23 protein-coding genes, 1 tRNA gene and 2 pseudogenes are annotated in these 25,869 nt (G+C 70.3%); 12 read left to right on the top strand and 14 right to left on the bottom strand.

From position 1 onward, the window contains the following. Positions 1-178: 178 nt before the first annotated feature. Positions 179-2,935, top strand: a complete 2,757-nt coding sequence (gene valS / locus ND748_RS06655; protein WP_251744781.1) for a valine--tRNA ligase — start codon at positions 179-181, stop codon at positions 2,933-2,935. 15 nt (positions 2,936-2,950) lie between these two features. On the opposite strand, the gene ND748_RS06650 is transcribed toward valS, so the two are convergent. Further along, on the bottom strand, positions 2,951-4,333 hold the full coding sequence (locus ND748_RS06650; protein ID WP_251744780.1) for a NarK/NasA family nitrate transporter: 1,383 nt from the start codon (positions 4,331-4,333) through the stop codon (positions 2,951-2,953). Positions 4,334-4,635: 302 nt separating this feature from the next. On the opposite strand from ND748_RS06650, the gene ND748_RS06645 reads away from it, so the two are divergent. After that, entirely contained in the window at positions 4,636-5,721 is a 1,086-nt protein-coding gene (locus ND748_RS06645) for a sigma-70 family RNA polymerase sigma factor (RefSeq protein ID WP_251744779.1), read from the top strand. On the opposite strand, the gene ND748_RS06640 is transcribed toward ND748_RS06645, so the two are convergent. Together ND748_RS06640 and ND748_RS06635 are read right to left on the bottom strand one after the other, a co-directional pair. Next, positions 5,704-6,222, bottom strand: coding sequence for a gamma carbonic anhydrase family protein (locus ND748_RS06640; protein WP_251744778.1), 519 nt, complete (start codon positions 6,220-6,222; stop codon positions 5,704-5,706). The genes ND748_RS06645 and ND748_RS06640 overlap by 18 nt on opposite strands. 73 nt (positions 6,223-6,295) lie before the next feature. Continuing rightward, the gene (locus ND748_RS06635; protein ID WP_251744777.1) at positions 6,296-6,604 is read right to left on the bottom strand and encodes a DUF4235 domain-containing protein; all 309 of its coding nucleotides are present in this window, start codon (positions 6,602-6,604) and stop codon (positions 6,296-6,298) included. A 292-nt stretch (positions 6,605-6,896) separates the two neighbouring features. Here ND748_RS06635 and dut point away from each other — a divergent pair, with 292 nt between their 5' ends. The 4 genes from dut to ND748_RS06615 all read left to right on the top strand — a co-directional run bounded on the left by dut (position 6,897) and on the right by ND748_RS06615 (position 9,622). Next, positions 6,897-7,535 carry a dUTP diphosphatase gene (gene dut, locus ND748_RS06630; RefSeq protein ID WP_251744776.1) on the top strand — a complete coding sequence of 213 codons (639 nt, stop codon included), beginning with the start codon at positions 6,897-6,899 and terminating at the stop codon, positions 7,533-7,535. Further along, positions 7,516-8,229: a DUF3710 domain-containing protein gene (locus tag ND748_RS06625; RefSeq protein WP_251744783.1), complete on the top strand. Its 714-nt coding sequence runs from the start codon at positions 7,516-7,518 to the stop codon at positions 8,227-8,229. The genes dut and ND748_RS06625 overlap by 20 nt, the downstream gene beginning before the upstream one ends. A gap of 153 nt (positions 8,230-8,382) precedes the next feature. Then, complete coding sequence (locus tag ND748_RS06620; RefSeq protein ID WP_251744775.1) at positions 8,383-8,769, top strand: OB-fold nucleic acid binding domain-containing protein; 387 nt, start codon at positions 8,383-8,385, stop codon at positions 8,767-8,769. 46 nt (positions 8,770-8,815) lie between these two features. Then, positions 8,816-9,622, top strand: a complete 807-nt coding sequence (locus ND748_RS06615) for a DUF3159 domain-containing protein (RefSeq protein ID WP_251744774.1) — start codon at positions 8,816-8,818, stop codon at positions 9,620-9,622. A 21-nt stretch (positions 9,623-9,643) separates the two neighbouring features. Here the strand turns inward: ND748_RS06615 and ND748_RS06610 are convergent, their stop codons facing one another. Together ND748_RS06610 and ND748_RS06605 are read right to left on the bottom strand one after the other, a co-directional pair. Continuing rightward, positions 9,644-10,339, bottom strand: a complete 696-nt coding sequence (locus ND748_RS06610; protein ID WP_251744773.1) for a TrkA family potassium uptake protein — start codon at positions 10,337-10,339, stop codon at positions 9,644-9,646. Positions 10,340-10,341: 2 nt separating this feature from the next. Continuing rightward, complete coding sequence (locus ND748_RS06605) at positions 10,342-11,049, bottom strand: TrkA family potassium uptake protein (RefSeq protein ID WP_374215859.1); 708 nt, start codon at positions 11,047-11,049, stop codon at positions 10,342-10,344. A 119-nt stretch (positions 11,050-11,168) separates the two neighbouring features. On the opposite strand from ND748_RS06605, the pseudogene ND748_RS06600 reads away from it, so the two are divergent. From ND748_RS06600 to ND748_RS06585, 4 genes and pseudogenes are all read left to right on the top strand, one after another. Beyond that, positions 11,169-13,211: pseudogene (locus ND748_RS06600) on the top strand (APC family permease); the annotation flags it as partial. 1,215 nt (positions 13,212-14,426) lie between these two features. Beyond that, the gene (locus ND748_RS06595) at positions 14,427-14,903 is read left to right on the top strand and encodes a hypothetical protein (protein WP_251744772.1); all 477 of its coding nucleotides are present in this window, start codon (positions 14,427-14,429) and stop codon (positions 14,901-14,903) included. Positions 14,904-14,987: 84 nt separating this feature from the next. Further along, positions 14,988-16,133, top strand: a complete 1,146-nt coding sequence (locus tag ND748_RS06590; protein WP_251744771.1) for a DUF932 domain-containing protein — start codon at positions 14,988-14,990, stop codon at positions 16,131-16,133. 126 nt (positions 16,134-16,259) lie between these two features. Then, positions 16,260-16,424, top strand: a complete 165-nt coding sequence (locus tag ND748_RS06585; protein WP_251744770.1) for a hypothetical protein — start codon at positions 16,260-16,262, stop codon at positions 16,422-16,424. On the opposite strand, the gene ND748_RS06580 is transcribed toward ND748_RS06585, so the two are convergent. Beyond that, the gene (locus ND748_RS06580) at positions 16,421-18,046 is read right to left on the bottom strand and encodes a DUF4407 domain-containing protein (protein ID WP_251744769.1); all 1,626 of its coding nucleotides are present in this window, start codon (positions 18,044-18,046) and stop codon (positions 16,421-16,423) included. The genes ND748_RS06585 and ND748_RS06580 overlap by 4 nt on opposite strands. Beyond that, the gene (locus ND748_RS06575; protein ID WP_251744768.1) at positions 18,043-18,714 is read right to left on the bottom strand and encodes a hypothetical protein; all 672 of its coding nucleotides are present in this window, start codon (positions 18,712-18,714) and stop codon (positions 18,043-18,045) included. Before ND748_RS06575 ends, ND748_RS06580 begins: the two co-directional genes overlap by 4 nt. 344 nt (positions 18,715-19,058) lie before the next feature. On the opposite strand from ND748_RS06575, the gene ND748_RS06570 reads away from it, so the two are divergent. After that, positions 19,059-19,131 (top strand) — tRNA-Arg (locus ND748_RS06570). A 284-nt stretch (positions 19,132-19,415) separates the two neighbouring features. On the opposite strand, the gene ND748_RS34950 is transcribed toward ND748_RS06570, so the two are convergent. From ND748_RS34950 to ND748_RS06560, 3 genes are read right to left on the bottom strand one after another with little or no spacing between them, the layout of a single operon-like run. Continuing rightward, positions 19,416-19,652, bottom strand: a complete 237-nt coding sequence (locus ND748_RS34950) for a flavin reductase (RefSeq protein WP_374215860.1) — start codon at positions 19,650-19,652, stop codon at positions 19,416-19,418. Beyond that, positions 19,598-19,987 (bottom strand): flavin reductase family protein, encoded by a 390-nt coding sequence (locus ND748_RS06565; RefSeq protein ID WP_251744767.1) that lies wholly within the window; start codon positions 19,985-19,987, stop codon positions 19,598-19,600. The genes ND748_RS34950 and ND748_RS06565 overlap by 55 nt, the downstream gene beginning before the upstream one ends. Before the next feature lie 53 nt (positions 19,988-20,040). Continuing rightward, the gene (locus tag ND748_RS06560; protein WP_251744766.1) at positions 20,041-21,348 is read right to left on the bottom strand and encodes an NDP-hexose 2,3-dehydratase family protein; all 1,308 of its coding nucleotides are present in this window, start codon (positions 21,346-21,348) and stop codon (positions 20,041-20,043) included. A 405-nt stretch (positions 21,349-21,753) separates the two neighbouring features. Between ND748_RS06560 and ND748_RS34515 the strand changes: the two genes are divergently transcribed. Then, complete coding sequence (locus ND748_RS34515; protein WP_251744765.1) at positions 21,754-22,644, top strand: nucleotide disphospho-sugar-binding domain-containing protein; 891 nt, start codon at positions 21,754-21,756, stop codon at positions 22,642-22,644. A gap of 190 nt (positions 22,645-22,834) precedes the next feature. Here ND748_RS34515 and ND748_RS06550 read toward each other — a convergent pair whose 3' ends face one another. The 4 genes and pseudogenes from ND748_RS06550 to ND748_RS06535 all read right to left on the bottom strand — a co-directional run. Further along, entirely contained in the window at positions 22,835-23,605 is a 771-nt protein-coding gene (locus ND748_RS06550; protein WP_285901706.1) for a transposase, read from the bottom strand. 33 nt (positions 23,606-23,638) lie between these two features. Next, positions 23,639-23,872 (bottom strand): hypothetical protein, encoded by a 234-nt coding sequence (locus ND748_RS06545; RefSeq protein WP_251744763.1) that lies wholly within the window; start codon positions 23,870-23,872, stop codon positions 23,639-23,641. Between the two features lie 174 nt (positions 23,873-24,046). Next, a complete protein-coding gene (locus ND748_RS06540; RefSeq protein ID WP_251744762.1) occupies positions 24,047-24,943 on the bottom strand; it encodes an AfsR/SARP family transcriptional regulator in 897 nt (298 codons plus the stop codon). Positions 24,944-25,486: 543 nt separating this feature from the next. Continuing rightward, a pseudogene (locus ND748_RS06535) lies at positions 25,487-25,869 on the bottom strand (transposase); the annotation flags it as partial.

The following is a 25,869-nucleotide window of genomic DNA, read 5'->3' as shown; positions in this document are numbered from 1 at the left end:
GCTTCGGGACGGTCGCCGGCGTCGGCGGGGCAGGGCGGTCCACTCACGGGCTCATCCTGCCAAGGTGGCGTCGCGCGTGGGCATCTCGCCGGGTGAAAGCCGCCACGGCGGCAGACGCGCGGGGCCTGCGGGGGCCGGGCGCGGCGGTCACGATCGGCGCGCCCGTAGGATCGTCGCTGTGGTTGGCACAGACGGCAGTGATCGCTCCGCACACACGGTTCCCGCGAAGCCCAGCCTTGATGGCATCGAGGCGCGGTGGTCGACGGCATGGCAGGACGAGGGCACCTACACCTTCGACCGCACCGTCGACCGGGGGCGGGTGTACTCCATCGACACCCCGCCACCGACCGTAAGCGGCTCGCTGCATGTCGGCCACGTGTTCTCGTACACGCACACCGACCTCATCGCCCGCTACCAGCGGATGCGCGGGCGCGAAGTCTTCTACCCGATGGGCTTCGACGACAACGGGCTGCCCACCGAGCGCCGGGTGCAGAACTACTTCGGGGTGCGCTGCGACCCGTCGCTGCCCTACGACCCGGACTTCGCCCCGCCGGCGAAGCCGGGCAAGGAGCAGGTGCCGATCTCGCGGCGCAACTTCGTCGACCTGTGCGAGCGGCTGACCCTGGAGGACGAGAAGGGCTTCGAGGAGCTCTGGCGCCGCCTGGGGCTGTCCGTCGACTGGTCGCACACCTACGCCACCATCGACACCCGCTCGCGCGCCGTCGCCCAGCGGGCGTTCCTGCGCAACCTCGCCCGCGGCGAGGCCTACCTGGCCGAGGCGCCGACGCTGTGGGACGTCACCTTCCGTACCGCGGTCGCCCAGGCGGAGCTGGAGGACCGGGAGCGTCCCGGCGCCTTCCACACCCTCGCCTTCCCCCGCGGCGGCGCTGAGCCGGCCGGCGCGGCCGCGGCACAGCCCGTGGTGATCGAGACGACCCGCCCGGAGCTGCTGCCCGCCTGCGTGGCCCTGGTCGCCCATCCCGACGACCCGCGCTACCAGCCGCTGTTCGGGTCCACCGTGCGCACCCCGCTGTTCGACGTCGAGGTCCCGGTCCTCGCCCACCGGCTCGCCGATCCCGACAAGGGCTCCGGCATCGCGATGATCTGCACCTTCGGCGACCTGACCGACGTCATCTGGTGGCGGGAGCTGCGCCTGCCGGCCCGCGCCGTGATCGGCCGCGACGGCCGGCTCGTGCCGGAACCGCCGGCGGCGATCACCTCGCCCGCGGGTCAGGCGCACTACGCCGAGCTCGCCGGCAAGACCGTGCACAGCGCCCGCACGCGCATCGTGGAGCTGCTCACCGGGTCAGGGGCCCTGCGCGGTGAGCCGCGGCCGATCGCCCACCCGGTCAAGTTCTACGAGAAGGGCGACCGACCGCTGGAGATCGTCACCACCCGACAGTGGTACCTGCGCAACGGCGGGCGCGACGAGCCGCTGCGCGTCGCACTGCGGGCCCGCGGCCAGGAGCTGCGCTGGCACCCGGAGTACATGAAGGTCCGCTACGAGAACTGGGTCGACGGCCTCAACGGCGACTGGCTGATCAGCCGGCAGCGATTCTTCGGCGTGCCGTTCCCCGTGTGGTATCCCCTCGACGACGCCGGCGCGCCGCGTTACGACGCGCCGATCGTGCCGGCCGAGGCGGCCCTGCCCATCGACCCGTCCAGCGACGTGCCGCCGGGCTACACCGACTCCCAGCGCGGCGTGCCCGGCGGGTTCGCCGCCGACCCGGACGTGATGGACACCTGGGCGACGTCCTCGCTCACCCCGCTGATCGTCAGCGGCTGGGAGAGCGACGCCGACCTGTTTGCCCGGGTGTTCCCGATGGACCTGCGGCCGCAGGCCCATGAGATCATCCGGACCTGGCTGTTCTCCACCGTGGTCCGCACCCACGCCGAGTTCGGTGTGCTGCCCTGGTCGAACGCGGCGATCTCCGGCTGGATCCTCGACCCGGACCGCAAGAAGATGTCGAAGTCCAAGGGCAACGTCGTCACCCCGATGGGCCTGCTGGAGGAGCACGGTTCGGACGCGGTCCGCTACTGGGCGGCGTCCGGGCGGCCGGGCACCGACACGGCCTTCGACGTCGGCCAGATGAAGAACGGCCGCCGGCTCGCCATCAAGATCCTCAATGCCAGCCGCTTCGCGCTGGGCCTCGGTGCCGAGCAGACGCCCGCCGGCGCCGCGGCGCCGGGAGATGCGCCGACCTCCGGTGCGGCCGCCGGCGATGCCTCGGCGGTCGGCGTGGCCGTGCCGATCGGTGGCGCCGTGCCAACTGGTGGCGCCGTGTCGGCCGATGGTGCTGTGCCGGCGGATGGTGCTGTGCCGGCGGATGGTGCCGTGCCGGTTGGCGAGCCGCTGGACCGGGCGCTGCTCGCCGCGCTCGCCGACGTCGTCGACGCCGCGACCGCCGCGCTCGACACCTACGACTACGCGCGGGCCCTGGAGGTCACCGAGTCGTTCTTCTGGCGGTTCTGCGACGACTACGTCGAGCTGGTCAAGGGCCGTGCCTACGGCTCGTTCGGGGCCGCGGGCGCCGCCTCCGCGCACACCACCCTCGCGGTGGCGTTGTCCGTGCTGCTGCGGCTGTTCGCCCCGGTCCTGCCGTTCGTCACCGAGGAGGTCTGGTCCTGGTGGCGGCCGGGCTCGGTGCACCGGGCGAGCTGGCCGGACCCGGCGGAGATCCGCAAGCTTGCCGACGGCGGGCGCCCCGAACTGCTCGACGCCGTCGGCGCGGCCCTGACCGGCGTGCGCCGCGCCAAGTCCGCGGCGAAGGCGTCGATGAAGGCCGAGGTCGCGAGCGCCCGGATCAGCGGAGAGGCCGATCTCGTCGCCCTCGTCGAAGCGGCGGCCACCGACCTGCGCAGCGCCGGCAGCATCCGCGAGCTGGCGTTCAGCCCCTCCGGCGGCGAGATCGCCGTCGCCGTCGACCTCGCCTGAACCCGCACGGGGCGGTCAGATGCCGCTCAGCCGCCGGGCTGAGGGCCGCAGGTAGACCGCCCAGGTGAGGACGAAGCACAGGGCGTAGTAGGCGATGAAGGAGAGGTACGCCGCGTCGCCGGAGTGGTAGCTCAGGAACGACTGCCGGAAGGCCAGGTTCACCAGCACCCCGCCGAACGCGCCGATCGCGCCGGCCAGGCCGATCAGCGCGCCGGAGCGGCGCCGGGCGGCGCGCTGGGCCGCCAGCGGGTCGGCGCCGGCGTCGACGGCGAGGCGCGACTTCGCCCGGAAGATCGCCGGGATCATCTTGTACGTCGACCCGTTGCCGACGCCGCTGAAGACGAACAGGGCGATGAACCCGACGAGGAAGCCGGCCAGCGAGTCCGTCAGCGAGGCGACCAGCACGACCGCGGCCGCCGCGGCCATCGCCACGAAGTTCGCGAAGGTGATGCGGGCGCCGCCGAACCGGTCGGCCATGATGCCGCCGAGTGGGCGGATCAGCGAGCCGAGCAGCGGCCCGAGGAACGTCAGGTAGGCGGCCTTGATCGGGGTGTCGAACCGATCGGCGAACTGCACCTGCAGCACCTGCCCGAAGGCGAAGCCGAAGCCGATGAACGAGCCGAACGTGCCGATGTAGAGCAGCGACATCACCCACGTGTGGCCGTCGCGGGCGACCTCGCGCATCGCGCCGCGGTCGTTGCGCGCCGAGGACAGGTTGTCCATGAACAGCGCCGCGCCGAGCGCGACCAGCACGATCAGCGGGATGTAGATCGCCAGGACGACCCGCGGGTGGCCCTTGCCCGCCGTGGCGAGCACGAGCAGGGCGACGAGCTGGATCGCGGCCACGCCCAGGTTCCCGCCGCCGGCGTTGAGCCCGAGCGCCCGGCCCTTGAGCCGGTCCGGGTAGTAGGCGTTGATGTTCGTCATCGACGAGGCGAAGTTGCCGCCGCCGACGCCCGCGACCGCGGCGACGATCAGCAGGGTGGGGTACGAGACGCCGGGTTCGAGGACGATCGCGGCGACGATGGTGGGGACGAGCAGCAGCAGCGCGCTGACGATCGTCCAGTTGCGCCCGCCGAAGCGGGCGACGGCGAAGGTGTAGGGGATGCGCAGCACGCTGCCGACCAGCGCCGGCAACGACGTCAGCAGGAACTTCCCGGCGGGATCGAGGTGGTACTGCGGCCCGAGGAACAGGACCATCACCGACCACAGCGACCAGATCGAGAAGCCGATGTGCTCGGCCAGGATCGAGAAGATCAGGTTGCGGCGGGCGATGCGGGACCCGCCGTTGTGCCAGAACGTCGGGTCCTCGGGCCGCCAATCGTCGATCCAGCGGCCCCGGCGGGACGCGGCCGCAGCGAGGTCGGTGGTCGGGGCGCCTTCCAGCGTGGCACTCATGTGATGATCCTCCGGGGTGCGGGCGATGCCACGACCGTAGGAACGCACCGTTACGCGGCGACGCGCGAGCTGTGACACTCTCTGAGACATCCGCTCACCGGGCCGGCAGCCACGCGGTGAGACGTGCGGTGGTGGGCCACGGGCCGCCCGTGAGATCGCCCCGCGCGTCGCCCGGCCGCCGCCGGATGTCACACCGGCGCCGGGTACCCCGTCCAGATGGGGGAGGGGCGCGTGCCGGGGGGCCCGGCCGCCGGGGCCGGCGACACCTGGTTCACGGTGCCCTGAAGCCTGCGGAGGAGCCGATGACAACCGTCCCGAGCCGCGCCGCACAGCGCGCGCTGGCCGCGGCGTTCGAGGCGGAGCGTCCGTACCTGCGGGGGGTGGCCTATCGCCTGCTCGGTTCCTTCGCCGACGCCGAGGACGCGGTGCAGGAGGCCTGGCTGCGCCTCGGTCGGGTCGACGCCGAGCAGATCTCCGACCTGCGCGCCTGGCTGACCGTGGTGGTCAGCCGGCTGTGCCTGGACCAGCTCCGCTCGGCCCGCGGGCGCCGCGAGGGATACGTCGGGCCCTGGCTGCCCGAACCGTTCGTCGACGGGCTCGCCGGCAGTGCCGGCGCCGGGGGTGGCGCCGATGGCGGCTCGCCCGTGCTGGACGCGGCATTCCTCGCCGGTGCGGCGGTGCCGGTCGGCCCCGACCCCGCGGGCGGGGGCCGGGTACCGGACCCGGCCGACCGGGTGACGCTCGCCGAATCGGTGAGCATGGCGATGATGGTCGTGCTCGAGACGCTCAGCCCGGCGGAGCGCACCGCCTTCGTTCTCCACGACGTGTTCGGCTATGACTTCACCGAGATCGCCGCGGCGACCGGGCGTACCCCGGCCGCGGCCCGGCAGCTCGCCAGCCGGGCGCGGCGCCATGTCCGGGACCGGTCGGTCCGTTTCGACCCGGATCCGGCGTCACGTCGCCGCGTTGCCGAGGCCTTCTTCGCCGCGGCGGCCGGTGGCAGCCTCGACGGGCTGCTGGCGCTGCTCGATCCGGACGCCGTCCTGCGCAGCGACGGCGGGGGACTCGCGCAGGCCGCCCGCCGGCCGGTGGCGGGCGCCGACCGGGTCGCCCGGTTCGTGCTCGGCATCCTCGCGAAGGCGGCCCGGCGCGCCGACGGGCGGGTGCGGGTCGAGGCGATCGAGGTCAACGGCGAGCCCGGCTTCGCGAGCTTCGAAGGCGACGTCCTGCGTTTCATCGCCGGCCTGCACGTGGCGGGCGGCCGGATCGTCGAGATCAACATTGTCGCGAACCCGGAGAAGATGCGGCACCTGCCGGCCGCGGCCGCGGCCCCGCCCTCGGGTTCGGCTCCGGCTCGGGCTCCGGCGGGTTCAGTCGATCCGGCGTAGCTGCTCCCGGTAGCGCTTGCCGTTCGCGACGTAGACGGCGGCACCCGCGGCGAGATCGGCCTGGTCCGCGCCGCCGGGAAGCACCTTGGCCGGGATCCCGAGCGCCCGGCCGCCCGGCGGCACGACCGTGTCACCCACGACGACGGCCCCGGCCCCGACCAGCCCGCCGCGCCCGACCCGGACCCGGTGCAGGACCACCGAGCCGGACCCGATCAGCGAGCCGTCCTCGACGACGCAGCCCTCCAGGTGCACGAGGTGCCCGATCGTGCAGTCGTCGCCGACGACGGTCGCCAGCTCCTCGGTCGCGTGGATGACGGTGCCGTCCTGGACGGAGGTGCGCGCACCGATCACGATCGACCCGTAGTCGCCGCGCAGCACCGCCCCCGGCCACACGGTCGACTCGGGACCGATCGTCACCGTGCCGATGACGGTGGCGTCCGGGTGGACGTAGGCCGTCGGGTCGATGACGGGGACGGCGTCTCCCAGGGCGTACACGGCCATCCGGCCTCCCGCGGATCGTCGGGCGCGACTTGTGACCTCCATCGTGCCCGTCGACGCCGCCGGGTGGGTGGGTTCAGGCCGCCGAGGTGGAGATCTCCGGGCGGACCATGCCGGGCGGCGGGGAGCCCGTCGCCCTGGCCCAGCCGCGGGCCACCGTCCGCTCCGCCGCGAGCCGGCCCAGCCCGATCGCCAGGCCGGAGATCGCCGCCCAGGCGATCGCCTCCGCCCAGGCGGTGTCCGGGTCGGCCGGGTTGACCGGCGGATCGGACTTGCGGACCTTGCGGTACACGGCCGTGACCCCGCGGCTGGCGGCCGTGCCCGCGAGCGCCGTCGCCGCCCCGCCGACGACCTTCCATCCCAGCTTCGATGCCGCTTTCGCCACCCCACACCTCTCGTTCTGCGCCGCGGGCCGCACCGGCCCGCCCAGTGTTGTGCTTACCCCGCGGACCCCGATTACCCCAGCCGACCAGGGTGGGCCCCGGTGGTCCCTATCCGATCACGGCCGGACGATCCCGCCGGCACGCGGGGCGCACCGCGGGTGCCGCGCCGGGGATGGCCTAAGGTTCATCTCGCGGATCGCGGACATCCGGCGGGGCGCAGCGGGCGCCGGCGACGGCCGTCGCCGGCGACCATCCATCTCCCCGTTCGGCCCGTCCAGGCAGGAGAACAGACCCATGACCGCCCCCGATCAGACGATCCCCGCTGCCCCTGAGGCACCGGCCGGACCCGCCACGCCCGAAACGGTGAGCGAGGCCGTGGCGGCGGCCACCGAGGCCGCGGTCGCGGGTCGGGTGGAGGTCCTCGTGCGCCGGCTGGATGGCGAGGTGGCGCCGCCGGCGTACGCCCAGCCGTCCGACGCGGGTGCGGACCTGGTGACCACGCAGGATGTGACCCTGGCGCCGGGGGAGCGTGCCGTCGTCGGCACGGGCCTGGCGATCGCGCTGCCGGCGGGCTACGCGGCCTTCGTGCATCCGCGCAGCGGCCTGGCCGCCCGCCACGGCGTGACGGTGGTCAACGCGCCCGGCACCGTCGATGCCGGTTACCGTGGTGAAATCAAAGTAGTTCTCATCAATACCGATCGATCCGATCCGATCACGTTGCGTAGGGGCGACCGGATCGCCCAGCTCGTGGTGCAGCGTGTGGAGCATGCCGTCTTCCGCGACGTGGACGAGCTGCCCGCCTCGGTGCGCGGCAGCGGTGGGTTCGGTTCGACGGGTGGCTTCGGCTCGACGGAGGGTCCCGGCGCCGGGGTCGGCGCGGGGAACTCCGCAGGAGCGGGAAGGGAGTCCGGTGGTGTTCGGCCGCGGGCGTAGGGAATCCGATCAGCGCGAGGCGTCCCGGTCCGAGGAGTCCGATCGGCGCGCGCCGGGCGCCGAGGCCGCATCGGTGGTGCTGGACGGTCCCTACGACGTCACCGAGGCGCCGCAGGACGACCTCCACCGGCTCGACCTCGGCTCGCTGCGGATCCCGGCGCTGCCGGGCGTGCAGGTGCAGTTCCAGGTGGAGGAGTCGACCGGCCAGCCGTTGACGGTGCTCATCACCGACGGGCGCAGCGCGATGGAGCTGTCGGTCTTCGCCGCGCCCAAGAGCCGCGGCCTGTGGGACGAGGTGCGCGCCGAGATCCTGACGACGATCGAGACGGCCGGTGGCCGCGAGACGAACGGGGTGTTCGGGCCCGAGCTGCGGATGGTGCTGCCCACCGGTCGCCCGGGTGAGACCGTTCCCGGTCGGATGATGGGCGTCGACGGTCCGCGCTGGTTCCTGCGGGCCGTGGTGACCGGCGTGGCCGGGGGCGAGCCGGGGGCCGCCCCGCTGCTCGACGAGACGCTGCGCCAGCTCGTGGTGTCCCGCGGAGAGGGCGCGATGCCGGTGCGCGATCCCCTACCGCTGACCCTGCCCCGGGAGGTCGCCGACCATCCCGACGGTCCCGGCGGCTCGGCGACCGCGGCGACGAGCGGGCGGCCCGAGATGCCGGTGCCCGGCGTCCGCACCGCCGAGCTCCGCTGACCGGGGACACCACGCACCGCCCTGCACCGCACACGGTACGTATCCGTACGCGGATCGCTCGATCGTGCGGCTTGCCGCGGGCACACTGAGCCTCGGTCATTCGTTGCATCAGACGTGTTCGGGCAGGGTTGCTCGCGCGGGAACGGAGGAGCCGTGGGCGAGCCACACGGTTGGTGGGGGCGCAAGCTCCACAAACTGACGGCGGGAACGAACGAGCTCGACGCCGAGGATCTCCAGGCCGCCTCCGCGGCGGCGGGTGCCGTCCCGATGAGCGGCTGTCGTGACCGGGACGAGACCTGCGTCGCGGGTACCATCCAGGCGGTGACGGTGCGCGCGCGTGCCGGCGCGCCGACCCTGGAAGTCGACATCTACGACGGCAGCGGCACCGTGACACTGGTGTTCCTGGGCCGCCGGGACATCCCGGGCCTGCGGGCCGGTGCCTCGGTGAAGGCGTCCGGTCGCATCACCGTGCAGGAGGGGCGCCCGAGCATCTTCAACCCGCGATACGAACTCCTCCCGGTCCCCTCCGCGAGCGCCTAGGTTCGGGCGGGGAACCGGCCCCTCACCGACAGGATCCCCACCGACGATGCCACGACTGCCCACCCCCGACGCACCGCCGATGACGATGTCCGAGGCCATCGGCGGCCCCCGGGGAATCATCGACAGCTCCATCCCGACCGTGGCGTTCGTGACGGTGAACGCCGAGGCCGGGCTGACCGCCGGCATCGCCGTCGCCGTCGCCGCCGCGCTTGCCCTGCTCGTCCTGCGCATCGTGCGGCACGAGCCGACGCAGCAGACGTTCTCCGGCCTGTTCGCCGTCGCGGTCGCCGCGTTCGTCGCCTCGCGCACCGGCGACGCGAAGGGGTTCTTCCTCCCCGGCATCGCGAAGAACGCCGTCGGCGTCGTCGTGGCACTGGTGTCGGTGGTGCTGCGCCGGCCGATCGCCGGCTATCTGATGGCCGGCCTCGATGCCCGCTACGTGGGCTGGCAGAACGATCCCCGCCAGCGGCGGGCCGCGGTGTGGGCGACGCTGGTCTGGGGCGCCGTGTTCGCCCTGCGCTTCGTCGTGCAGGGCGTGCTCTACCTCGCCGACGAGTCCGGCTGGTTGGCGGCGGCGAACATCGCGCTCGGCCTGCCACTGTTCGGTCTCGCCGTCCTCGCCAGCTTCGCCATCGTGCGCCGGCTCGCCCCGCTGCCGCCGGAGCAGCCCGCCGCGTCGGCCGTGGTCGACGGCGAGGTAGTGGAGAGCGAGGTCCTCAAGAGCGAGGTCTTCAAGAACGAGGTCTTCAAGAACGAGGCCTTCGAGGGCGAGGCCTTCGGCAGGGAGGTGGCACGGGCCGACCCGCCGTTCCCGGAGACGCCGGTCGTCGATCCGCTCCGCCCGCCGCGCTGAGCCCGGGGTGATCCGGCCGGGTCAGCCCCCGGTGAGGGTCTGCTCCGGCACCGGACCGAGCAGGGCGGCGAGCTGCTCCTCGGCCTCCGAGCTGGTCGCGACCGCGAGCACCTCGTCGCCGTGTTCCAGTGTCGCGTCCGGAGACGGGATGACCGCCCGCCCGTCGCGCAGGATCACCACGAGGGCGGTGTCCGGTGGCAGGGTGATCTCACCGATGCGCCGGCCGACCACGGGCGCGTCCTCGGCGAGGGTGAGTTCGACGAGGGAGGCGTCGCTCTGCCGGAAGCGCATGAGCCGCACCAGGTCGCCGACGCTGACGGCCTCCTCGACCAGCGCGGTGAGCAGCCGCGGCGCGGAGACGGCGACGTCGACCCCCCACGACTCGGTGAACAGCCACTCGTTCTTGGGGTGATTGACCCGGGCGACCACCCGCGGCACGCCGAACTCGGTCTTCGCCAGCAGCGACACGACGAGGTTGACCTTGTCGTCCCCGGTCGCCGCCACGAGGACGGTGCATTCGTTCAGGCCCGCGGCGTCGAGCTGGGACAGCTCGCAGGCGTCGGCGAGCAGCCACCGGGCGTCGGGCAGCGCGTCGGTGCGGATCTTCTGCGGGTCCCGCTCGATGATGAGCACCTCGGAGCCGTTCTCCAGTAGCTCGGCGGCGATGGAACGGCCCACCTTGCCCGCACCCGCGATCACCACCCGGCGCACGTTCACCGTCACCTCTCCTTCGGACCGGTGCGCAGCACCGTGTCGGCCTCGGCGGCACGGGCCTTCGTCACGGCCACGTGCAGCACGTCGCCGTCCTGGACGAGGGTGCGGGCGTCGGGCAGCACGCCCTCGCCGAACCGGGTGACGCAGACGACCCGTACCCCCGCTTCCTCCTCCAGCTCGCGTAGCTTGCGGCCCGCCCAGGCGGCCCCGGGCGGGATCGCGGTCAGCAGCACCGAGCCGGACGGGTCGGTCCACTGCGCGGTGACGGCGTCCGGGAGCAGCCGGCCGAGGATCTGGTCGCGGGTCCAGCGCACGGTCGCGACGGTGGGGATGCCGAGCCGCTCGTAGACCTCGGCGCGGCGGGGATCGTAGATGCGCGCCACGACCCGTTCGACCCCGAACATCTCCCGGGCGACCCGGGCGGCGATGATGTTCGAGTTGTCTCCGCTGGACACGGCGGCGAACGCGGCGGCCTGCTCGATGCCCGCCTCGACGAGGGTGTCTCGGTCGAAGCCCATCCCGGTGATGCGCTGGCCGGCGAAGGTCGCGTCCAGGCGGCCGAACGCCGCCGCGTTCTGATCGATGATCGCTACCGAGTGGTCGAGCCGTTCGACACCGCGGGCGAGGGCGGAGCCGACTCGGCCACAACCGAGGATCACGACATGCACGAGGGGAGCGTAGTCGGATCCGGCCCGCGCGGCGCGGTTCGGCACCGGAATGCTCTCTGTACGGAGATCCGTCACCCTCGGGCGCGTCACCCCGACCGACACGGGTTTGTGTGTGCCACGTCACAGTTGCGTGTAGCGGTAGCCGACATCGGTAGCATCGCCGCGTGGCGCTCACGGACCGCCTGAAGCGCGGTTTTGTCGGTCGCCCGATCGGGAGCGACCGGCTCGGAGAGACACTGCTCTCCAAACGGGTTGCATTGCCCGTCTTCGCCAGTGACGCACTGTCCTCGGTCTCCTATGCGACGGAGGAGATCCTGCTCGTCCTGTCGCTGGGCGGGCTGGCCTTCTACCACGTCTCACCCTGGCTGGCCGGTGCCGTCATCGTGCTGATGCTGACGGTGGTCGCCTCCTACCGGCAGAACGTGCACGCCTACCCGAGCGGCGGCGGTGACTACGAGGTCGTCTCGACCAACCTCGGCCCCCGCGCCGGCCTGCTCGTCGGCAGTGCCCTGCTCGTCGACTACGTCCTGACGGTCGCCGTGTCGGTGTCGGCCGGTGTCGCGAACCTGACCTCCGCGGTCACCGGGCTGGCTTCCCACAAGGTCGCCATCGCCATCGTGATCGTGATCGTGCTGACGATGATGAACCTGCGCGGCGTGCGTGAATCCGGGACCGCCTTCGCGATCCCGACCTACGGCTTCGTGGCCGGCATCGCCGTGATGATCGTGACCGGCCTGATCAAGACGGCCGTCGGGCACACGCCGCGGGCCGAGAGCGCGGGCTACCACGTTGTCGCCGAGCACGACTACGCCGGGTTCGCGCTGGCGTTCCTGGTCCTGCGGGCGTTCGCCTCGGGTTGCACGGCGCTGACCGGGGTCGAGGCGATCAGCAACGGCGTGCCCGCCTTCCAGAAGCCCAAGAGCCGCAACGCCGCGACCACCCTGCTGCTCATGGGCGTCATCGCGGTCACCATGTTCGCCGGCGTCACCGCTCTGGCCCTCATCTCGGACGTGCACGTCGCCGAGCACACCAAGGACCTGCTCGGGGCCAGCGGCGAGCAGCCGACGGTGATCGCGCAGGTCGCCGCCGCCGTGTTCGGCGACGGCTCGCCCGGCTTCGTCTACATCGCCACGGTCACCACGCTCATTCTCATGCTGGCCGCGAACACGGCCTTCAACGGCTTCCCGGTGCTGGGCTCGATCCTCGCCCGCGACGGTTACCTGCCTCGCCAGCTCTACACCCGAGGCGACCGGCTGGCCTACTCCAACGGGATCGTGCTGCTGGCCGGCTTCGCGATCCTGCTGATCATCGCCTTCGACGCGCAGGTCACCGCGCTGATCCAGCTCTACATCCTCGGGGTGTTCATCTCGTTCACCCTGAGCCAGACGGGGATGGTGCGGCACTGGGCGCGCATCCTGCGCTCGACCGGCCCGGCTGCGCCCGACCCCGCCGCCCGCCGGCGGATCCGCCGCTCCCAGACGATCAACTTCGTCGGCGCCTGCCTCACCGGCACCGTGCTGGTCCTCGTGTTGATCACGAAGTTCACCCACGGCGCCTGGATCGTCTGCCTGGCGATCCCGATCATCTTCCTCGGCATGCGGGGGATCCGGAGCCACTACGACCGGGTCGCCGTCGAGCTCACCCCGGAGCCGGGCCCCCCGACCCTGCCCTCGCGGATCCGAGCCGTGGTCCTCGTCAGCAAGATCCACGCGCCGACGCTGCGGGCGCTGGCCTATGCCAAGGCGTCCCGGCCGCACAGCCTCGTCGCGCTCACCGTCGCCGTGGACCAGGCCGACGCCGACCGGCTGCGCGGTGCGTGGGCGGAACGGGGCATCACCATCGATCTGGTGGTGCTCGCCTCCCCCTATCGAGAGGTTACCCGGCCGGTGCTGGACTACGTCGCCCGGATCCGGCGGGAGAGCCCCCGCGATGTCGTGGCCGTCTACGTCCCGGAATACGTCGTCGGCCACTGGTGGGAGCACCTGCTGCACAACCAGAGCGCACTGCGGCTCAAGGCCCGGCTGCTGTTCCAACCCGGTGTGATGGTGACCAGCGTGCCGTGGCAGCTCGCCTCGTCCAGCGGTGCGGAACGGCGGGTGGAGCGGACCGGTGCGGGCGCCGTGCGTCGTGGCCGGGCCGCCCTGCCGGGACCCGTCGGCGGTCCCGCCGTCCTGGAGGCGGCCCGCGGGTCGGCGGGCGCGGCGGGCGCCCCCCCCCGCCGCGCCGCTTCTGTTTTCCCCCCAACTCGACCGCGGAGGGGGACCCATGGAAACACCGATCCGCAACGATCCGGTATTGAGCCTCCTGCACAATCTAACCGGCGCCCTCGGCAACGAATTTCTCCAGATCGACTGGGCCGAGGAAGAAATCGCCCAGGCCATGACGCGCCAGCCTGCGCACCGGGACGCCCTCTTCCACAGCTACTCCCTCCTCAGACCGACGCACAGGTTCATGAGTACCGAGTTTGTCTACCGATCGCATTGCCGAGAACTTCTCGAACGGGTCGCCGCCGGAGCAGATACCCGGCCGGGAACGGCGGCCGAGGTGTGCTGCCTGTGCGCGAACATCAGCCAGCATGTCCCCTTCAATGCCGCAGCTGCCGGCCTGTATCACCGCATGTGGGCCGCAGCGTTTCCCGACAGGCCTCTGGGCACCGACCACGGCCAACATCACGAGGCGCTGTACAAGTCGCGAATAGACGACCTGGAATCGGAGGCCCGCCACAAGCTACGTGTCGATCATCGTTCGCTCACGGACATCTCATGCGCGGGACGCCACCACGGCACGCCCGTCGCATGCGCGTTTTCCCGTCCTCGAATCCACACAGAGGAGTAATCATGCAGATCATCTGCCGGACCTGCCGGCGTCCCCTGAACCGCAGCGATCTGCCCGGCGGTGGCAGCGCGTGGATCCACGGCCTCGGCCAAACCGAGAACGGCGACCATCAACCCGATCCCGTACTCGGCGATCCTCACTCCCGCTGCGACGTATGCAACGGCGAGCCGGTCGTTGCCATCCTCCTGGTCACCGGAACCGTCCATCTCGCGCCGATGGCCTTCTCCCATGATCCGTGGGCGCTCTGCGACACCTGCCAGACACTGATCATCGCGGACGACTGGAATGGCCTGCTCGATCACGCGAGCACAGCTCTGCGCGCACCGGCCGCCAAGACTGGCATCACGGCCGCCCAGCTGACCGATCACCTCCGCACTATCCACACCCAACTACGCGCGCAGGTCACCGGTCCCCCCGTCGAGCTCTCCACCCCCGAGAGTCCGACGGATCGCAAGCACAGCCAGCCGCCCGACTCGGAGCCCCCGCCCCCGGCGGCATGACCTGACCGACGAACCGCCCGGGTATCGCACGCACGCTCCTCAGCGCCGCGCCCCCTCCATCACGTGCCTGAAAGGACAACCCGACCTATGAGCACGTCGCGTTCCAACGGACGCGTACCTGATCCCGTTGTCGGGTGGCGGTCGGATATCCACCCACCGATCCTCACCATCGATCCTGCGCAGACCCGTGACTTCATCGTCCAGATCATCGGCATGGACGGCGGCATCCGCGTAGAGCCCGCCCAGGGACATCTTGCCGTCGTGGTCGAATCCAGCAGCAGGCGACACGTGCGCTGCCCAAGGTGCAACTCGGGCGATGGACTCGCACATCAGGAGTGGTTGTATTCATCCCGGCCGGTCATGCCCACCCTGCACCGCGTGGACGACCCCGCCTATCGGGAACCGGTGTGGTTCCTCACAGTCGCTGCCGATGCCGATAGTGATCCCGACAGCGCCTTCGACCTCACCGGTGCACTTGCGGCCCCGTTCTTCTGCCGGTTCTGTGCCCGCGGCTACACGCTTCCCCCCGATATACACACCGCTCTTCCCTGGTCCCTGGCATAGCCCCGTTCCGCCCAGCCATCGGCACCAGCACTCGAGCGCCGCCCACCACAACGCACATTCCCTTACGCCACAAGGAGCGTCCGCATGACCGAAACACGCAGCGTCGGCGAGGGCCGTAACGCCACCCTCGACGACCTCGTCGCCCTGCTGCACGCCGAGCACCCACGCAAGCTGGACATCGTCGTCCCCGCTCACGCCCTCACCGTCCGCGGCGGCGACCTCATCCTTGCCGGCACCGACCCGGTACTCGGACCCGACGGTGTCGACCTCACCGACGGTCGCTACACCCCGACGGCGCTCGCCGACGAGGGGCTCGCCACCAAACTCGACATCCCGCTGGCCTACCTGCGCCGCACCCGCGAGCAGGACCTCCCTCTGTTCGATGCGAACGTCAATGCCTGGCTGCGCCACCCCACCAACCACGGCCGGTCCTTCCTCGTCCGCGCGCTACGCGGCCGCGATGGTGACCGAGGGGTCGCCCGGGCCGTCCTCAGCGACCACTACCGGCCCGTCGACCATCTCGACGTGCTCATGGCCGCGCTCGACGGAGTCCGCCAAGCCGAAGAGTCGGTGGTGGTCGACGGTTGTGACCTGACCGACCGGCGGATGTACGTCCGTGTGCGCAGCGACGCCGTGCGCGCGCTCGCCCCCGGCCTCCTGCGCGGCTACACCTCCCCGTTCACCGGACTGCGCGGCGCGGACAACCCGACCGTCTGGGCCGGCTTCGAAATCACCAACTCCGAAACCGGCTGCGGGGCATTCACGATCACCCCCCGCCTCGTCGTCGAAATCTGCCGCAACGGCATGACCATCACCCAGGACGCGATCCGCGCCGTGCATCTCGGAGGCCGCCTCGACGACGGCGTCATCCGGTGGAGCGCCGACACCCAACACCGCGCCACCGAACTCGTCACCGCCAAGGCCCGCGACGCCGTCGCCACCTTCCTCGACCCCGACTACGTGCAACGCACCGTCGCGCGCATCGAACAGGCCGCCAGCACCCCGGTCGACGACCCGGCCGCCACCATCACCCAGCTCAGCACCGCCCTGCACTTCACCGCCGACCAGCAGGCGCTGATCCTGCGGCACTTCATCCAAGGCCGCGACCTCACCTGCGGCGGGATCCTGCAGGCCGTCACCAGCGCCGCCCAGATGCTGCCCGACGCCGACCGAGCCCATGCCATGGAAGCCCAGGCGATGCGCGCCCTGCACCTCGCTGCCACCGCCTGACCCACGCACCAGGCCTGCCCGACAGGCCCACACCCACCCGGGCGTGGGGGGGGGGGGGGGGGGGGGCGGGGGCGGGCGGGGGGGGGGGGGGGCGGCGGGCCGCCCGGGCTCACCGGGGTGCCGCCAGTGGTGCTGCGCCCCGGCGTCTCCAGCGGGCACGGCGACCTCACGTTCACCTACGAGCTACCCGGCCAGCCGGCCGACCCCGCCTACCCCGCCGCATTCCGCGCCCACGACGGCGACAGCGCCCCGATGCCCGCCGACGACCGGGGCGCCGGCGGCTGGGGCTAGCCGGTGTAGTCCGGGACGAGCGTCGGTTCGTCCCCCTCGTCGTCGGGAACCCGGGCGGTGAGATCGGGACGGGTGGGCCGAATGGGCGGCATCGGTCGGTCCGTGGGCACCGTCCGATCCGAGGGCACCGTCCGATCCGAGGGCACCGTCCGGTCCGACGGCATCGGTCGGTCCGACGGCACGGGCCGGTCGGATCGGACGTCCGACTCCTCGACCGTCGTCTCCCAGCCCCGCGTCCGTGCCGACGGGACCCTCGGGGCCGCCGGAGCCCCGGGAATCCCCGGAGCTTGGAGGCTGCCCGTGCCCGGCGGTGGCGCCGCGGCGACATAGTCGTCGAGGGAGTTGTGGATCCGGCCGAGTTCGCGTTCGCGCCAGGCGTCCAGCGCCGCGTTCGCGACCTCTTCCTGGACCGCGACCGTCCGGCGGGCCAGCCGTTCGATCGCCGGGTCCTTCTCGTCTCTCGTCACCTGAGCCTCGAGGTAGGAGTCCTGGTCGTCGAGGAGCACGGTCGCCCGCCGCCGCGCCGACATCTCCTCCTCGGCGATCAGCTGGTTACGTTCCTCGATCGCGACGACCTGCTCGTAGGCGGTCAGCCGCCCGAACGACATCAGGAACTTGACGATGATCGGCAGGCATTCGATCGCCGTGATGAACAGCAGCAGCACCAGGTGGGCGTTGGCGAGGGTGCGATGGTCGGGATCGCTGGTGATTCGGTCGAGGGCCTCCATCCGGATGAGCAGCCCGGTGTTGTCGCCGTTCTGGCGGTTGAACGCCGCCCGATCGTTGCGCTGCCCGGTCTCCAACGCGGCGATCTGCGCGTTGAGCGCGGGAAGCTGATCCTTGGCGTTCTGGGTCGCGCTGGACTGGCCGGCCTGCTGGCGGGACCGCGCGGCGTTCTGCGCCGCGGTCAGCCGCGGCTGGAGCTGGTTGATCTGCGTCTGGATGCCGTCGCGCAGGGAGACCTTGAGGTTGTACTGCTGGCCCTGGCCCGCCTTGTTCTGCTGACCCGGGCAGTTGCCGAGGCTCTCGCAGAGCACGTCGGCGTTCGCCTGGGCCAGCCGGGTCTGCAGCCCGTCCATCTGCTTCTGCAGGGGCGCGACCTCCGGGTCGGTGCTCACGTCGACGCCGGTGGTCCCCACCTTCACCAGGGCGTCGCGCTCGGCGCGTAGCCGGGTCAGCTCCTGGTTGCGCGGATCGGTGGTGATCCGCTGCTCGAAGGCCGCCGCGTCCTCGGCGTGCATCTGGGTGATCTCGGAGTCGATCTCCGGCTGGAAGATGCGCAGGACGAGCGGCGTCGAGATGACCAGCCCGATGAGGATCGCCAGGACCAGCCGCGGCAGCATGAGTAGCGCGTTCATGTACCAGTGGTCCTGGCGCTGCACGGACGCGACGAGCCAGCGGTCCAGCGCCATGATGGCCAGGCCCCAGCCGAGCCCGACCAGCAGGCAGACCGGGATCGGCAGCTTCAGCGCCATCCGCAGCGCGAACGTGGACGAGGCGGTGGCCATCGCCGCCGTCGTGAGCACCGCGCTGCCCACGCCCACGTACTTGGCCCGGTCGTGCCGCAGCCGCCCGAGGATCTCCCGGTCGGCGCCGGACAGCCAGAGCAGGAACCGGCTCACGGTGAGCGCACCCCTCGCCGCGACCGCAATCGCGACCCGGCGGATCGCCTGCGTCGTGGTACCTGCGCCGCCCGACGCGACCATCCCGAGGGCGGTGGCTTGGTCCACCCGCCGATGTGGCCCACCAGCTCACCCGTCGAACGCCACCAGCCGGCGCCCTCACCGGTCGCCGGGCCCGGCCGCGCGTCGCCGCTGGTACGGAAGGCGTTGCGCGCGGCCATGGGCCCGACCCCGGGCGGGGGCGCGGACGCTGCCGAGAGGGGAAGGACGGCCATCCTGCCCAGGGCATGCCTGGCCGGCAGCCGGCGCGCCCCGTGCGTGCGCGGATCCCGCAGGAGGGACTCGCCGATGTCGGCCCGAGGCGGCGCCGGCACTTCCACCAGCGTGATAACCGGGGGCGCGATGACCCGGACGAGATTGGTTCTGCTCCGAGCCGCCCCGGCCGGCCCGGCGGCCCGCAGAAAGTACCGGCCCGACGCTGTCAGCGTGACCGGGACCGATCCGGTGGCCGGGAAGCGTCCCAGGCCGGCGATGTCGACGACGTCGGCGCCCGGCGCCGACCAGGACAGCAGCCCGTCGGTACCGGCGACGGCAACCTCGGGAGTCACCGTGCAGTAGGCGAAGCCGACCGCTTCCGAAGGAAGATCGTTTTCGTGTGGCCTGGCCATCCTCGTTCCGTCCGCAAGGGGCCGACAAGATCACTACCCGCGAGGACGAAATGAGGCCCCAGTGCACCGCCACGTCCAGGTTCATCGGAACGCAGCGGCATCTCTCCCCCCCCCCCCCCCCGAGAGTTGGTTCATAGTACGCGCCCTGACGCAGGGAGCAACCAACCTGATGTCCGGCATGGCGCCTGCGGGACGCCTACAGGACGCCCGGCGGGAGCGGCGTCCCACGTTGACCACTCACCCGACGCATCGGACGAACTACAGATGGCCCCACGCTGACGCGGCCCCTGAGCCGCTCCGGCGGTGCTGTAAGCTGGCACCGCCGGCCACCACGGTGGCGGCGCGCGCTCGTAGCTCAACGGACAGAGCATCTGACTACGGATCAGAAGGTTGGGGGTTCGATTCCCTCCGAGCGCACGCACGGTTGAGACAGGCCGGAGCCCCGCATCCCCATCCAAGGTGCGGGGCTCTGCCGCTTTCTGGACATCGTGTACCGCAGGTGACCCTTGGTAGATCCTCAAGAGTCCGTGGACCCGCGATGATCAACTGGCGATCCCTTCATGCGCGCACCCACACCCAACCCGATCGATCGCCGGAGAGCGGCTCCCGTACTATACGGACACATTTTCACCGAAAGTAGTTAGGTGGAATCGGTGTCAGTGTCAGGTCGCACGGCGGTCAGACCGGGACGGATGAACGAGTCACGTACGGGGTGACGCGTGGTTCAAGCAGTGGAAACGAGCCTGCAGGCGTCGCTTGGAGGTTCGAAGCAATACCAGGTCCCGCGCTCTACCAGCGCACCTACTCCTGGCAGGATGCCCAGCTGCCTCGCCGACCAGAATCGTGTGGTCGCCCGCCTCGTGCCGACGGTGGATGGCGCACTTCAACACTGCCAACGCGCCCGCGACGACCTGTGCGCCGTGCTCGGCGTGGAGCAGCGCGTCGTGCGTGAACTTATCGTCGGCCGGGCGCGCGAACCTTTCTCGCCAGATCCGACTGCCGCGAGCCCAGAAGGTTGGACGACGAACTCGTTCGTACCCAGGAAGACCGGGTGGCCGCGGGCCGAACGTGCCAGGCAGACGGACACCAGCGTCGGGTTCATGGATACGGAGTAGAACGAGCTCGCGGTAAATTCGTACGGTACACGAGCGGCGCCGCGGGTCGTCACGACGGCAACGCCGCTCGGAAAGTGCGCCAGGACATCCTTGAACTGATCGAGATCGAGGCCGCAGTCGTCGCCCTCGACGCTTCCCGCCGCAGCTTGCCGGCGCATCGTCCATAACCTTCTGCTTGGCCCACGCCCTTGCGTCGGCCGGCGCCCTCTGGTCAGCTCGTTATGGCCCGCGACCGGGTCAGACAGGTCAGTAGCGAACGCGCGCCGACGTTGACGTGGTTGCCGTAGCGCACGAAGTGCGAGAGTTGATCGACAGTCATCCAGGTGAAGTCCGGGGGAACGTCCAAGGGGAGATCATCGCTGGCTAGGACAACCTGGTAACGATTCTCCGCGTGATAGAAGCGACCGCCCTCCTCCGAGTGCACGACGTCGATGAGCACCCGCTCCGGCGGCGTCGACAGCACGAGGTCCAGAAACTGCGGCCGCTGGTCGGCACCGAACTCGCGGTAGTTGTCGGGATCGCAGTTGACGGTCGAGGACATCTCAACGACGTCGCCGGTCCCCGGCTCCGTCCGAGCGTGTACGAGCAGGTGCATGGTGCCCTTCACCCACTTCGCGACAAAGGCGATGACGCCACGCCCGGTTGGTCTGAACATGGGTTGGGACCAGCGGGCGACCTCGCGGTTGCTCGCTTGGACGTGGATGCCGATGACCTGGAAGAAGAGATCGAGCTCGTGTGATATCCGCTCGTTGGAGCGGATCCAGTTTTTGACCTCGACGAGCCTGACGAGGCGCCGCTCCAGCAGATACTGGGCCTTGGCTTCCGTGAACCAGCTCAGCAATTCCTGGGTCGTGTGCAGTGCGTCGCCGTCCCCGTCTCCGGGAGTACGTAGCGGCAGCCCCGACAGGACGGTCCGGGAGTCCATGTTCACGAGGTTCTCGGCGAGCACGAGCTCCCGGAGTTGATCTGTGCTCAGCCAGCAGAAGTCATCGAGCACGGGCACGTCGTCCTCGACCTCGACGATCATGTTGCGGTTGCGCTTGTTCAGGAACCACGAGCCCTGCTCGGACTGGAGCGCGTCGAAGGCGACGCGCCCGTGCCGGGGCGCGAGAAAGTGCTGCAGATAGGGGACCGCGTTTCCCCGGTGTACCCGGGTGTAGTTGCTGCGGGTCGCCTGGACCGTCGGCGACAGCTGCAGGAGGTTGATGTTTCCGGGCTCCATCTTCGCCTGCATGAGGCAGTGCGGGACCCCGTCAAACCTCTTCACCAGCACCCCGAGTATCCCGATCTCGGGCTGAAGAATGATGGGCTGGCTCCACGACGAGACCTCGCGGTGATCCGTCGTCACCTCGATACCCTCGACCGAGAAGAACTTCCCTGAGCGATGACGGAGGTTTCCCGAATCGGGGTCGAACTCCCAGCCGTCGAGATTGTCAAGCCCGACGATGGAAACGTGGTAGGTGTTCGCGGCCTTTCGCTGCTCGAACCAGGTGTGGAACTCCGACAGCTCACCGAACACGATCATCCTCCCGCCCTCGGCCAGACGTAACCGAACGGCACCACACTCACCCAGGCTCCTTGGAGAACTCGTGACGTCCGCTTGAGAACCACTGAATCTCGCGCCGTGGGACGGCGAATCCGACGCCGGGCTTTCGCCCAGGGCGACCCGCAAAGTCTGTTTTCGCAGGCAGGCGGTAACGCGCGGTGGGCGTAGGGCTGTGACCGGTGCTGGCGGAGTGCGTTGGGGCTGACGGGCGGTTTTGTGGGTCTCCCTGACTTTCGCCATACCGCGCCCGTCCCGCGCTCCAGCGGCCTTCGAGCAGTCGGGCCTACGATCTGAGCGCCCACGCGCGGCGGTGAGATCCCGTATCCGTGCCCGGCGAACTCCATCGAAACAGTCGTTGCTCTGGAGGAACTCGTGCGAGTGCTCGTGGTCACCTGTCCCTTGACGGGCCATTTCCTGCCGATGGTCTCGAGCACATGGGCTTTGTCGCTCGCCGGGCACGAGGTACGGGTCGCGGCTTCGCCGGCCTTCACAGGTCTGGTCCATGCGTCCGGCCTGCTGGCCGTCCCTAGTGGGCCGGACGCCCCGGACGGCCTGATCCAGGCCGTCCCAGCGGCTTCACGTCGCGGGACGGGGCCGGGCGCGAAGCTGCTCCAGTCGAGCGACTGGTTCGCTGCCGTCGCGACCGGGATGACGGATGATTTGGTCGCGTTCTGCCGCGGCTGGAGACCCGACGTGCTGATGCATGATCCGCTCGCTCTAGCTGCTCCTCTCGTCAGCACGCTGCTGGGTATTCCACGCGTCGAGCACCGATGGGGCGTCGACGTGTCAGACACTCTGGTCGCGCCCGCCGCGGCGGCGTTCGCGTCGACCGCGCGCCGCCATGGGGTCGCTGAGGAGCCGGATCCGCCAGCAATGATCATTGATCCTTGTCCTCCCCGGCTACAACTTCCGGATGCCGCGCCAGGACTTCGCGTTCGCTATCAGCCGTACAACGGGGGCGGCACCGTACCGGCGTGGGCATGGGAGGCGCCCACGGCCCCGCGGGTATGCATCACGCCGGGCACCGTCGTGGACCCGGACAAGCCGCTGCCCTGGCTGGGGGAACTGGCAGATGGGCTCTCGAGGCTCGAGGTGGAGGTGCTCGTCGCCATCCGCGCGGAGCACCGGGACGCGGCAGGCGCGCTCCCACCGGGGGTCCGGACCGTCGAGTCGGTCCCCCTAGGCGCCCTGCTGCCGCACTGCGATCTGGTGGTGCACCACGGTGGGTCGGGCACCGGCATGTCCGCAGCCGCGCACGGCACACCATAATTGATCATACCGAGATTCGTTGACTGCCTTCCCCTTGCCCGACAGTCGCGCGACGCGGGCGTGGCGCTGTGCGTGGACGAGGACGCGTCCGCCCGTGAATTGTCCGGCCATGTCGACGATCTCCTGCACGATCCGCGCTACCGGCACGCGGCCGACGCGTTGCGTCACGAGATGGCCGCTCAGCCGCCCATCACCGCGGTGGTGGAGCATTTCGAACTCTTGGCCCAGGGGCATGTCCCCGTCTGAAGACCCGCCGGGCCGCCCCTGGCATGGCACGCAGGGCTCCGGCAAGGTCGAAGATCGCGACTTCGATCGACCAGCGGGCGGCGTAGCGTTCGATGATCCGGGCGGGTTTGGCCAGGGTGTCGGTGGTGACGAGGGCCAGGTCGTAGATGCCGGCCCGCTCCCGGATGAGGACGACGGTGACGGGTCGGGCGGCGAACACGCCGTACCACAGGCAGCGGATCATCGCGGCGTGGACGGTGACGGTCTGGCCGTAGCGGGTCACGGTGACGGGGGTGAAGCGGGCGGTGGCGGCGAGCTGGGCCAGGCCGCCGAGCCGGTCGCCTTTGGTCCGGGGCCGGCTGTGCCGCCCGGTCCGCGGCGGGGCCGGGGTGTACAGTGCCGCGTCCTTACGCAGCCGGGTTGTCCAGGTCACCGACGCTGGCAGGGACCGGAGCTCGTCGCCGGCGTAGGCGGCGTCCGCGGCGACGGTCAGCGGCCCGGGTCCGGCGAGCCGGTCGACCACGAGACGAGCCAGCGCGAGGCCGACCCGGTCTGGTGACCAGCGGGCGGCGTTGAAGAACCGGTGTGCCCGGTCATGCGGCCACAGCGCCGACAGGCCGGCGCCGAGAAGCATCCCACACATCGTGCGCCGCCCGGTCGCGGCGAGCATCCCGGCCACCAGTGCGCGGAACAGCCGGAACGTCGGCGCGGTGAAACACGGCCGGAAACAGTCCAGCAGTCAGGGCGACCGCAAAGTCGTTGATGCAGGTCAGGCCGGGTTGTTCAGGGTGAGGATGGCCAGGAGCAGGGCGTTGTCGTGGTGGATTCCGCGGATGGTCGGGGCTATGCGGGTGTGGCCGGCGAGGCGGATGAGTCCGATGACGAGGTTACGGAATGTTGCCAGGACGCGGGGCAGTGGGCCGGTCCGGACCTTGGAGGCATCTTCACGAAAGGTGACGTCGCGGACCCAGTGGACCCCGGTTGTCCGGTAGCCCCGGCGCATTGCTGCGCCGGGGCCCCGTCAGAACCGTGCTTGCCACTCGTCGCGGCACACGGCTCAAGCACGCCTCAGGCGCTGGCATCGCCCCCACAAGGCCGCCCGCGCTCTCCTTGGTTTGGATCTCGCCCGTCTCAACCGCCTTCCATGGCGGCGGGCGTGTGCGCCGATGCTCGAGTCCTACTCGAGAAGCTGACAGTGCAGTTCCTGCGTCTCCGGCGCCGGGTTGATGCCGAGCTCCTCGCCGAGTGTGTTTCGCAGACTTCGGTAGGTCCACAGGGCGTCGCTACGCCGGCCGCTGCGGTCGAGCACTCGCATGAGCTGTCGGTGAAACCACTCGTCGAGAGGGTACACGGCCGTCAGCGAACGCAGCTCGGCGACGAGCTCCCGGTGCATCCCCATCTCCATGTCGGCCTCGATGGCGAGCTGGAGCGTGTTGCGGCGCTGTTCCTGCAGTTCGATCACCTGAGCGGAGAGTTGACGGCCCAGCCGCACATTGGCCAGCGGGTTCTCTGTCCACAAACGAAGGGCAGCGCGGAAATCCGCGGATGCCTCACCGAAACGGCGTTCCGCCACGTGCGCCCGGCCTCGTTGCCGCAACATCCAGAAGTTCTGCAGATCTATCTGTTCGGGCCGCACGCGCAAGAGGTATCCAGGATTTTTTGTGACCAGGATGTCACCGCCCGCCTCGGCGAGCGACTCTCGCTCGATGAGTCTGCGTAGGTGGTAGATGTACGTCTGAATGGTCGTGAGCGCGCTGCGCGGCGGCCTCTCCCCCCACAGCTCGTCGATCAGCGACTCCACCTCGACGGTTCGGTTGGCACGCAGTAACAGCAGCGCCAGCACCTGTAGAACTTTAGGGGTGGTGGGGGTGCAGTCTCGGTGTCCGTTCCAGATCTTCAGGGTTCCCAGAATTGTGTATCTAATCTGGCCGGGTGCGTTCCTGGTGGCCGCCCAGGACGGCTGGCTGAGCCCGTCCGATCCACCCGAATAGCCGGCACCCTCAAAAAGGTCGAACGTTTGCTCTTGGCATGACACCTCCCGTTCCGAATTCCACACGTCCTGAGTGTCGAACATCGGATTTACCCCCTCAAGTCCTTCATTACCCCCGAATTCTTGCTCTCGTACGACGCTATGTCAATGACCATCCTAAAGAATCTTGATCGTATTTCGGCTATGACCAGGGTGCTGGGCGCCCCTCCGCGTAGCGAGATTTCATGGAAGATCTTGCCGGAAAATGCACTCTGACCTGGACCGACAATGGCTCTCGCATTACGGATCGTCATGGCCGGCGCGCATGGCCAACACTGTTTCGCGCAGTGTCAACCTTCCAAAGCAGTGCTTTTCGTCACGTCGACGGGTCAGGGCTCCGGCGCGTTGGGGATTTGACCCAATGCCACTTAGCCTAAATTGATCTTCCGGGTGTGTTGGTGCTGGGTGTTCTGCCTGGTTGGCGGCATGATCGCGGGCTGTGGCGGATGATGGTGTGGTGGCGGGCGGCCGGTTGACGGACTGGATCTGGGACTGTCCAGCTAACGGTGTAACGGTTGATGTTGGTGCTACGGGTGGACTACTGGCGGGCTGGTCTACTTCCGGCCGGCGGAGACACGGCCGCCGAAGGAAGTGGCCGCGGGTCTTGACCGAGCGGCGAACCGGGCGTTCAACGACTCGATCGCGTTGGTCGTGCAGATGACGGTGCGGATCTCGGTGTCGAAGCGTAGGAACGGGACGAACTCGGGCCAGGCGTTCTCCCACAGGCGGATGATCGCGGGGTACTTCTTCTCCCAGATCGCGGCGAACTCGCCGAACCGGTCGAGCGCCGCGGCTTCGGTGGGGGCGGTGTAGACGGGCTTGGGGTCCTTCGCGAGTGCGGGCCAGTCCTTCTTGCTGGCGTAGCGGAACGAGTTGCGCAGCAGGTGCACGATGCAGACTCCCGCTGTCAACCTCCCAAGCCAGACTTCATTTTCGATCTTCACTTTTTTGGGCATGCTGACGCCCACCCG

The sequence above is a fragment of the Frankia sp. AiPs1 genome (genome assembly GCF_023716945.1).
Classification (GTDB): domain Bacteria; phylum Actinomycetota; class Actinomycetes; order Frankiales; family Frankiaceae; genus Frankia.
This window is presented reverse-complemented; position numbering and strand designations above follow the sequence as displayed.

Coding starts and splice junctions, on each gene's coding strand:
- ND748_RS06650 (WP_251744780.1), bottom strand. CDS start 4,333: ATGAGTGCCACGCTGGAAGGCGCCCCGACCACCGACCTCGCTGCGGCC.
- ND748_RS06645 (WP_251744779.1), top strand. CDS start 4,636: ATGACAACCGTCCCGAGCCGCGCCGCACAGCGCGCGCTGGCCGCGGCG.
- ND748_RS06640 (WP_251744778.1), bottom strand. CDS start 6,222: ATGGCCGTGTACGCCCTGGGAGACGCCGTCCCCGTCATCGACCCGACG.
- dut (WP_251744776.1), top strand. CDS start 6,897: ATGACCGCCCCCGATCAGACGATCCCCGCTGCCCCTGAGGCACCGGCC.
- ND748_RS06615 (WP_251744774.1), top strand. CDS start 8,816: ATGCCACGACTGCCCACCCCCGACGCACCGCCGATGACGATGTCCGAG.
- ND748_RS06595 (WP_251744772.1), top strand. CDS start 14,427: ATGAGCACGTCGCGTTCCAACGGACGCGTACCTGATCCCGTTGTCGGG.
- ND748_RS06590 (WP_251744771.1), top strand. CDS start 14,988: ATGACCGAAACACGCAGCGTCGGCGAGGGCCGTAACGCCACCCTCGAC.
- ND748_RS06575 (WP_251744768.1), bottom strand. CDS start 18,714: ATGGCCAGGCCACACGAAAACGATCTTCCTTCGGAAGCGGTCGGCTTC.
- ND748_RS06565 (WP_251744767.1), bottom strand. CDS start 19,987: ATGCGCCGGCAAGCTGCGGCGGGAAGCGTCGAGGGCGACGACTGCGGC.
- ND748_RS06545 (WP_251744763.1), bottom strand. CDS start 23,872: ATGCGCCGGGGCTACCGGACAACCGGGGTCCACTGGGTCCGCGACGTC.
- ND748_RS06540 (WP_251744762.1), bottom strand. CDS start 24,943: ATGTTCGACACTCAGGACGTGTGGAATTCGGAACGGGAGGTGTCATGC.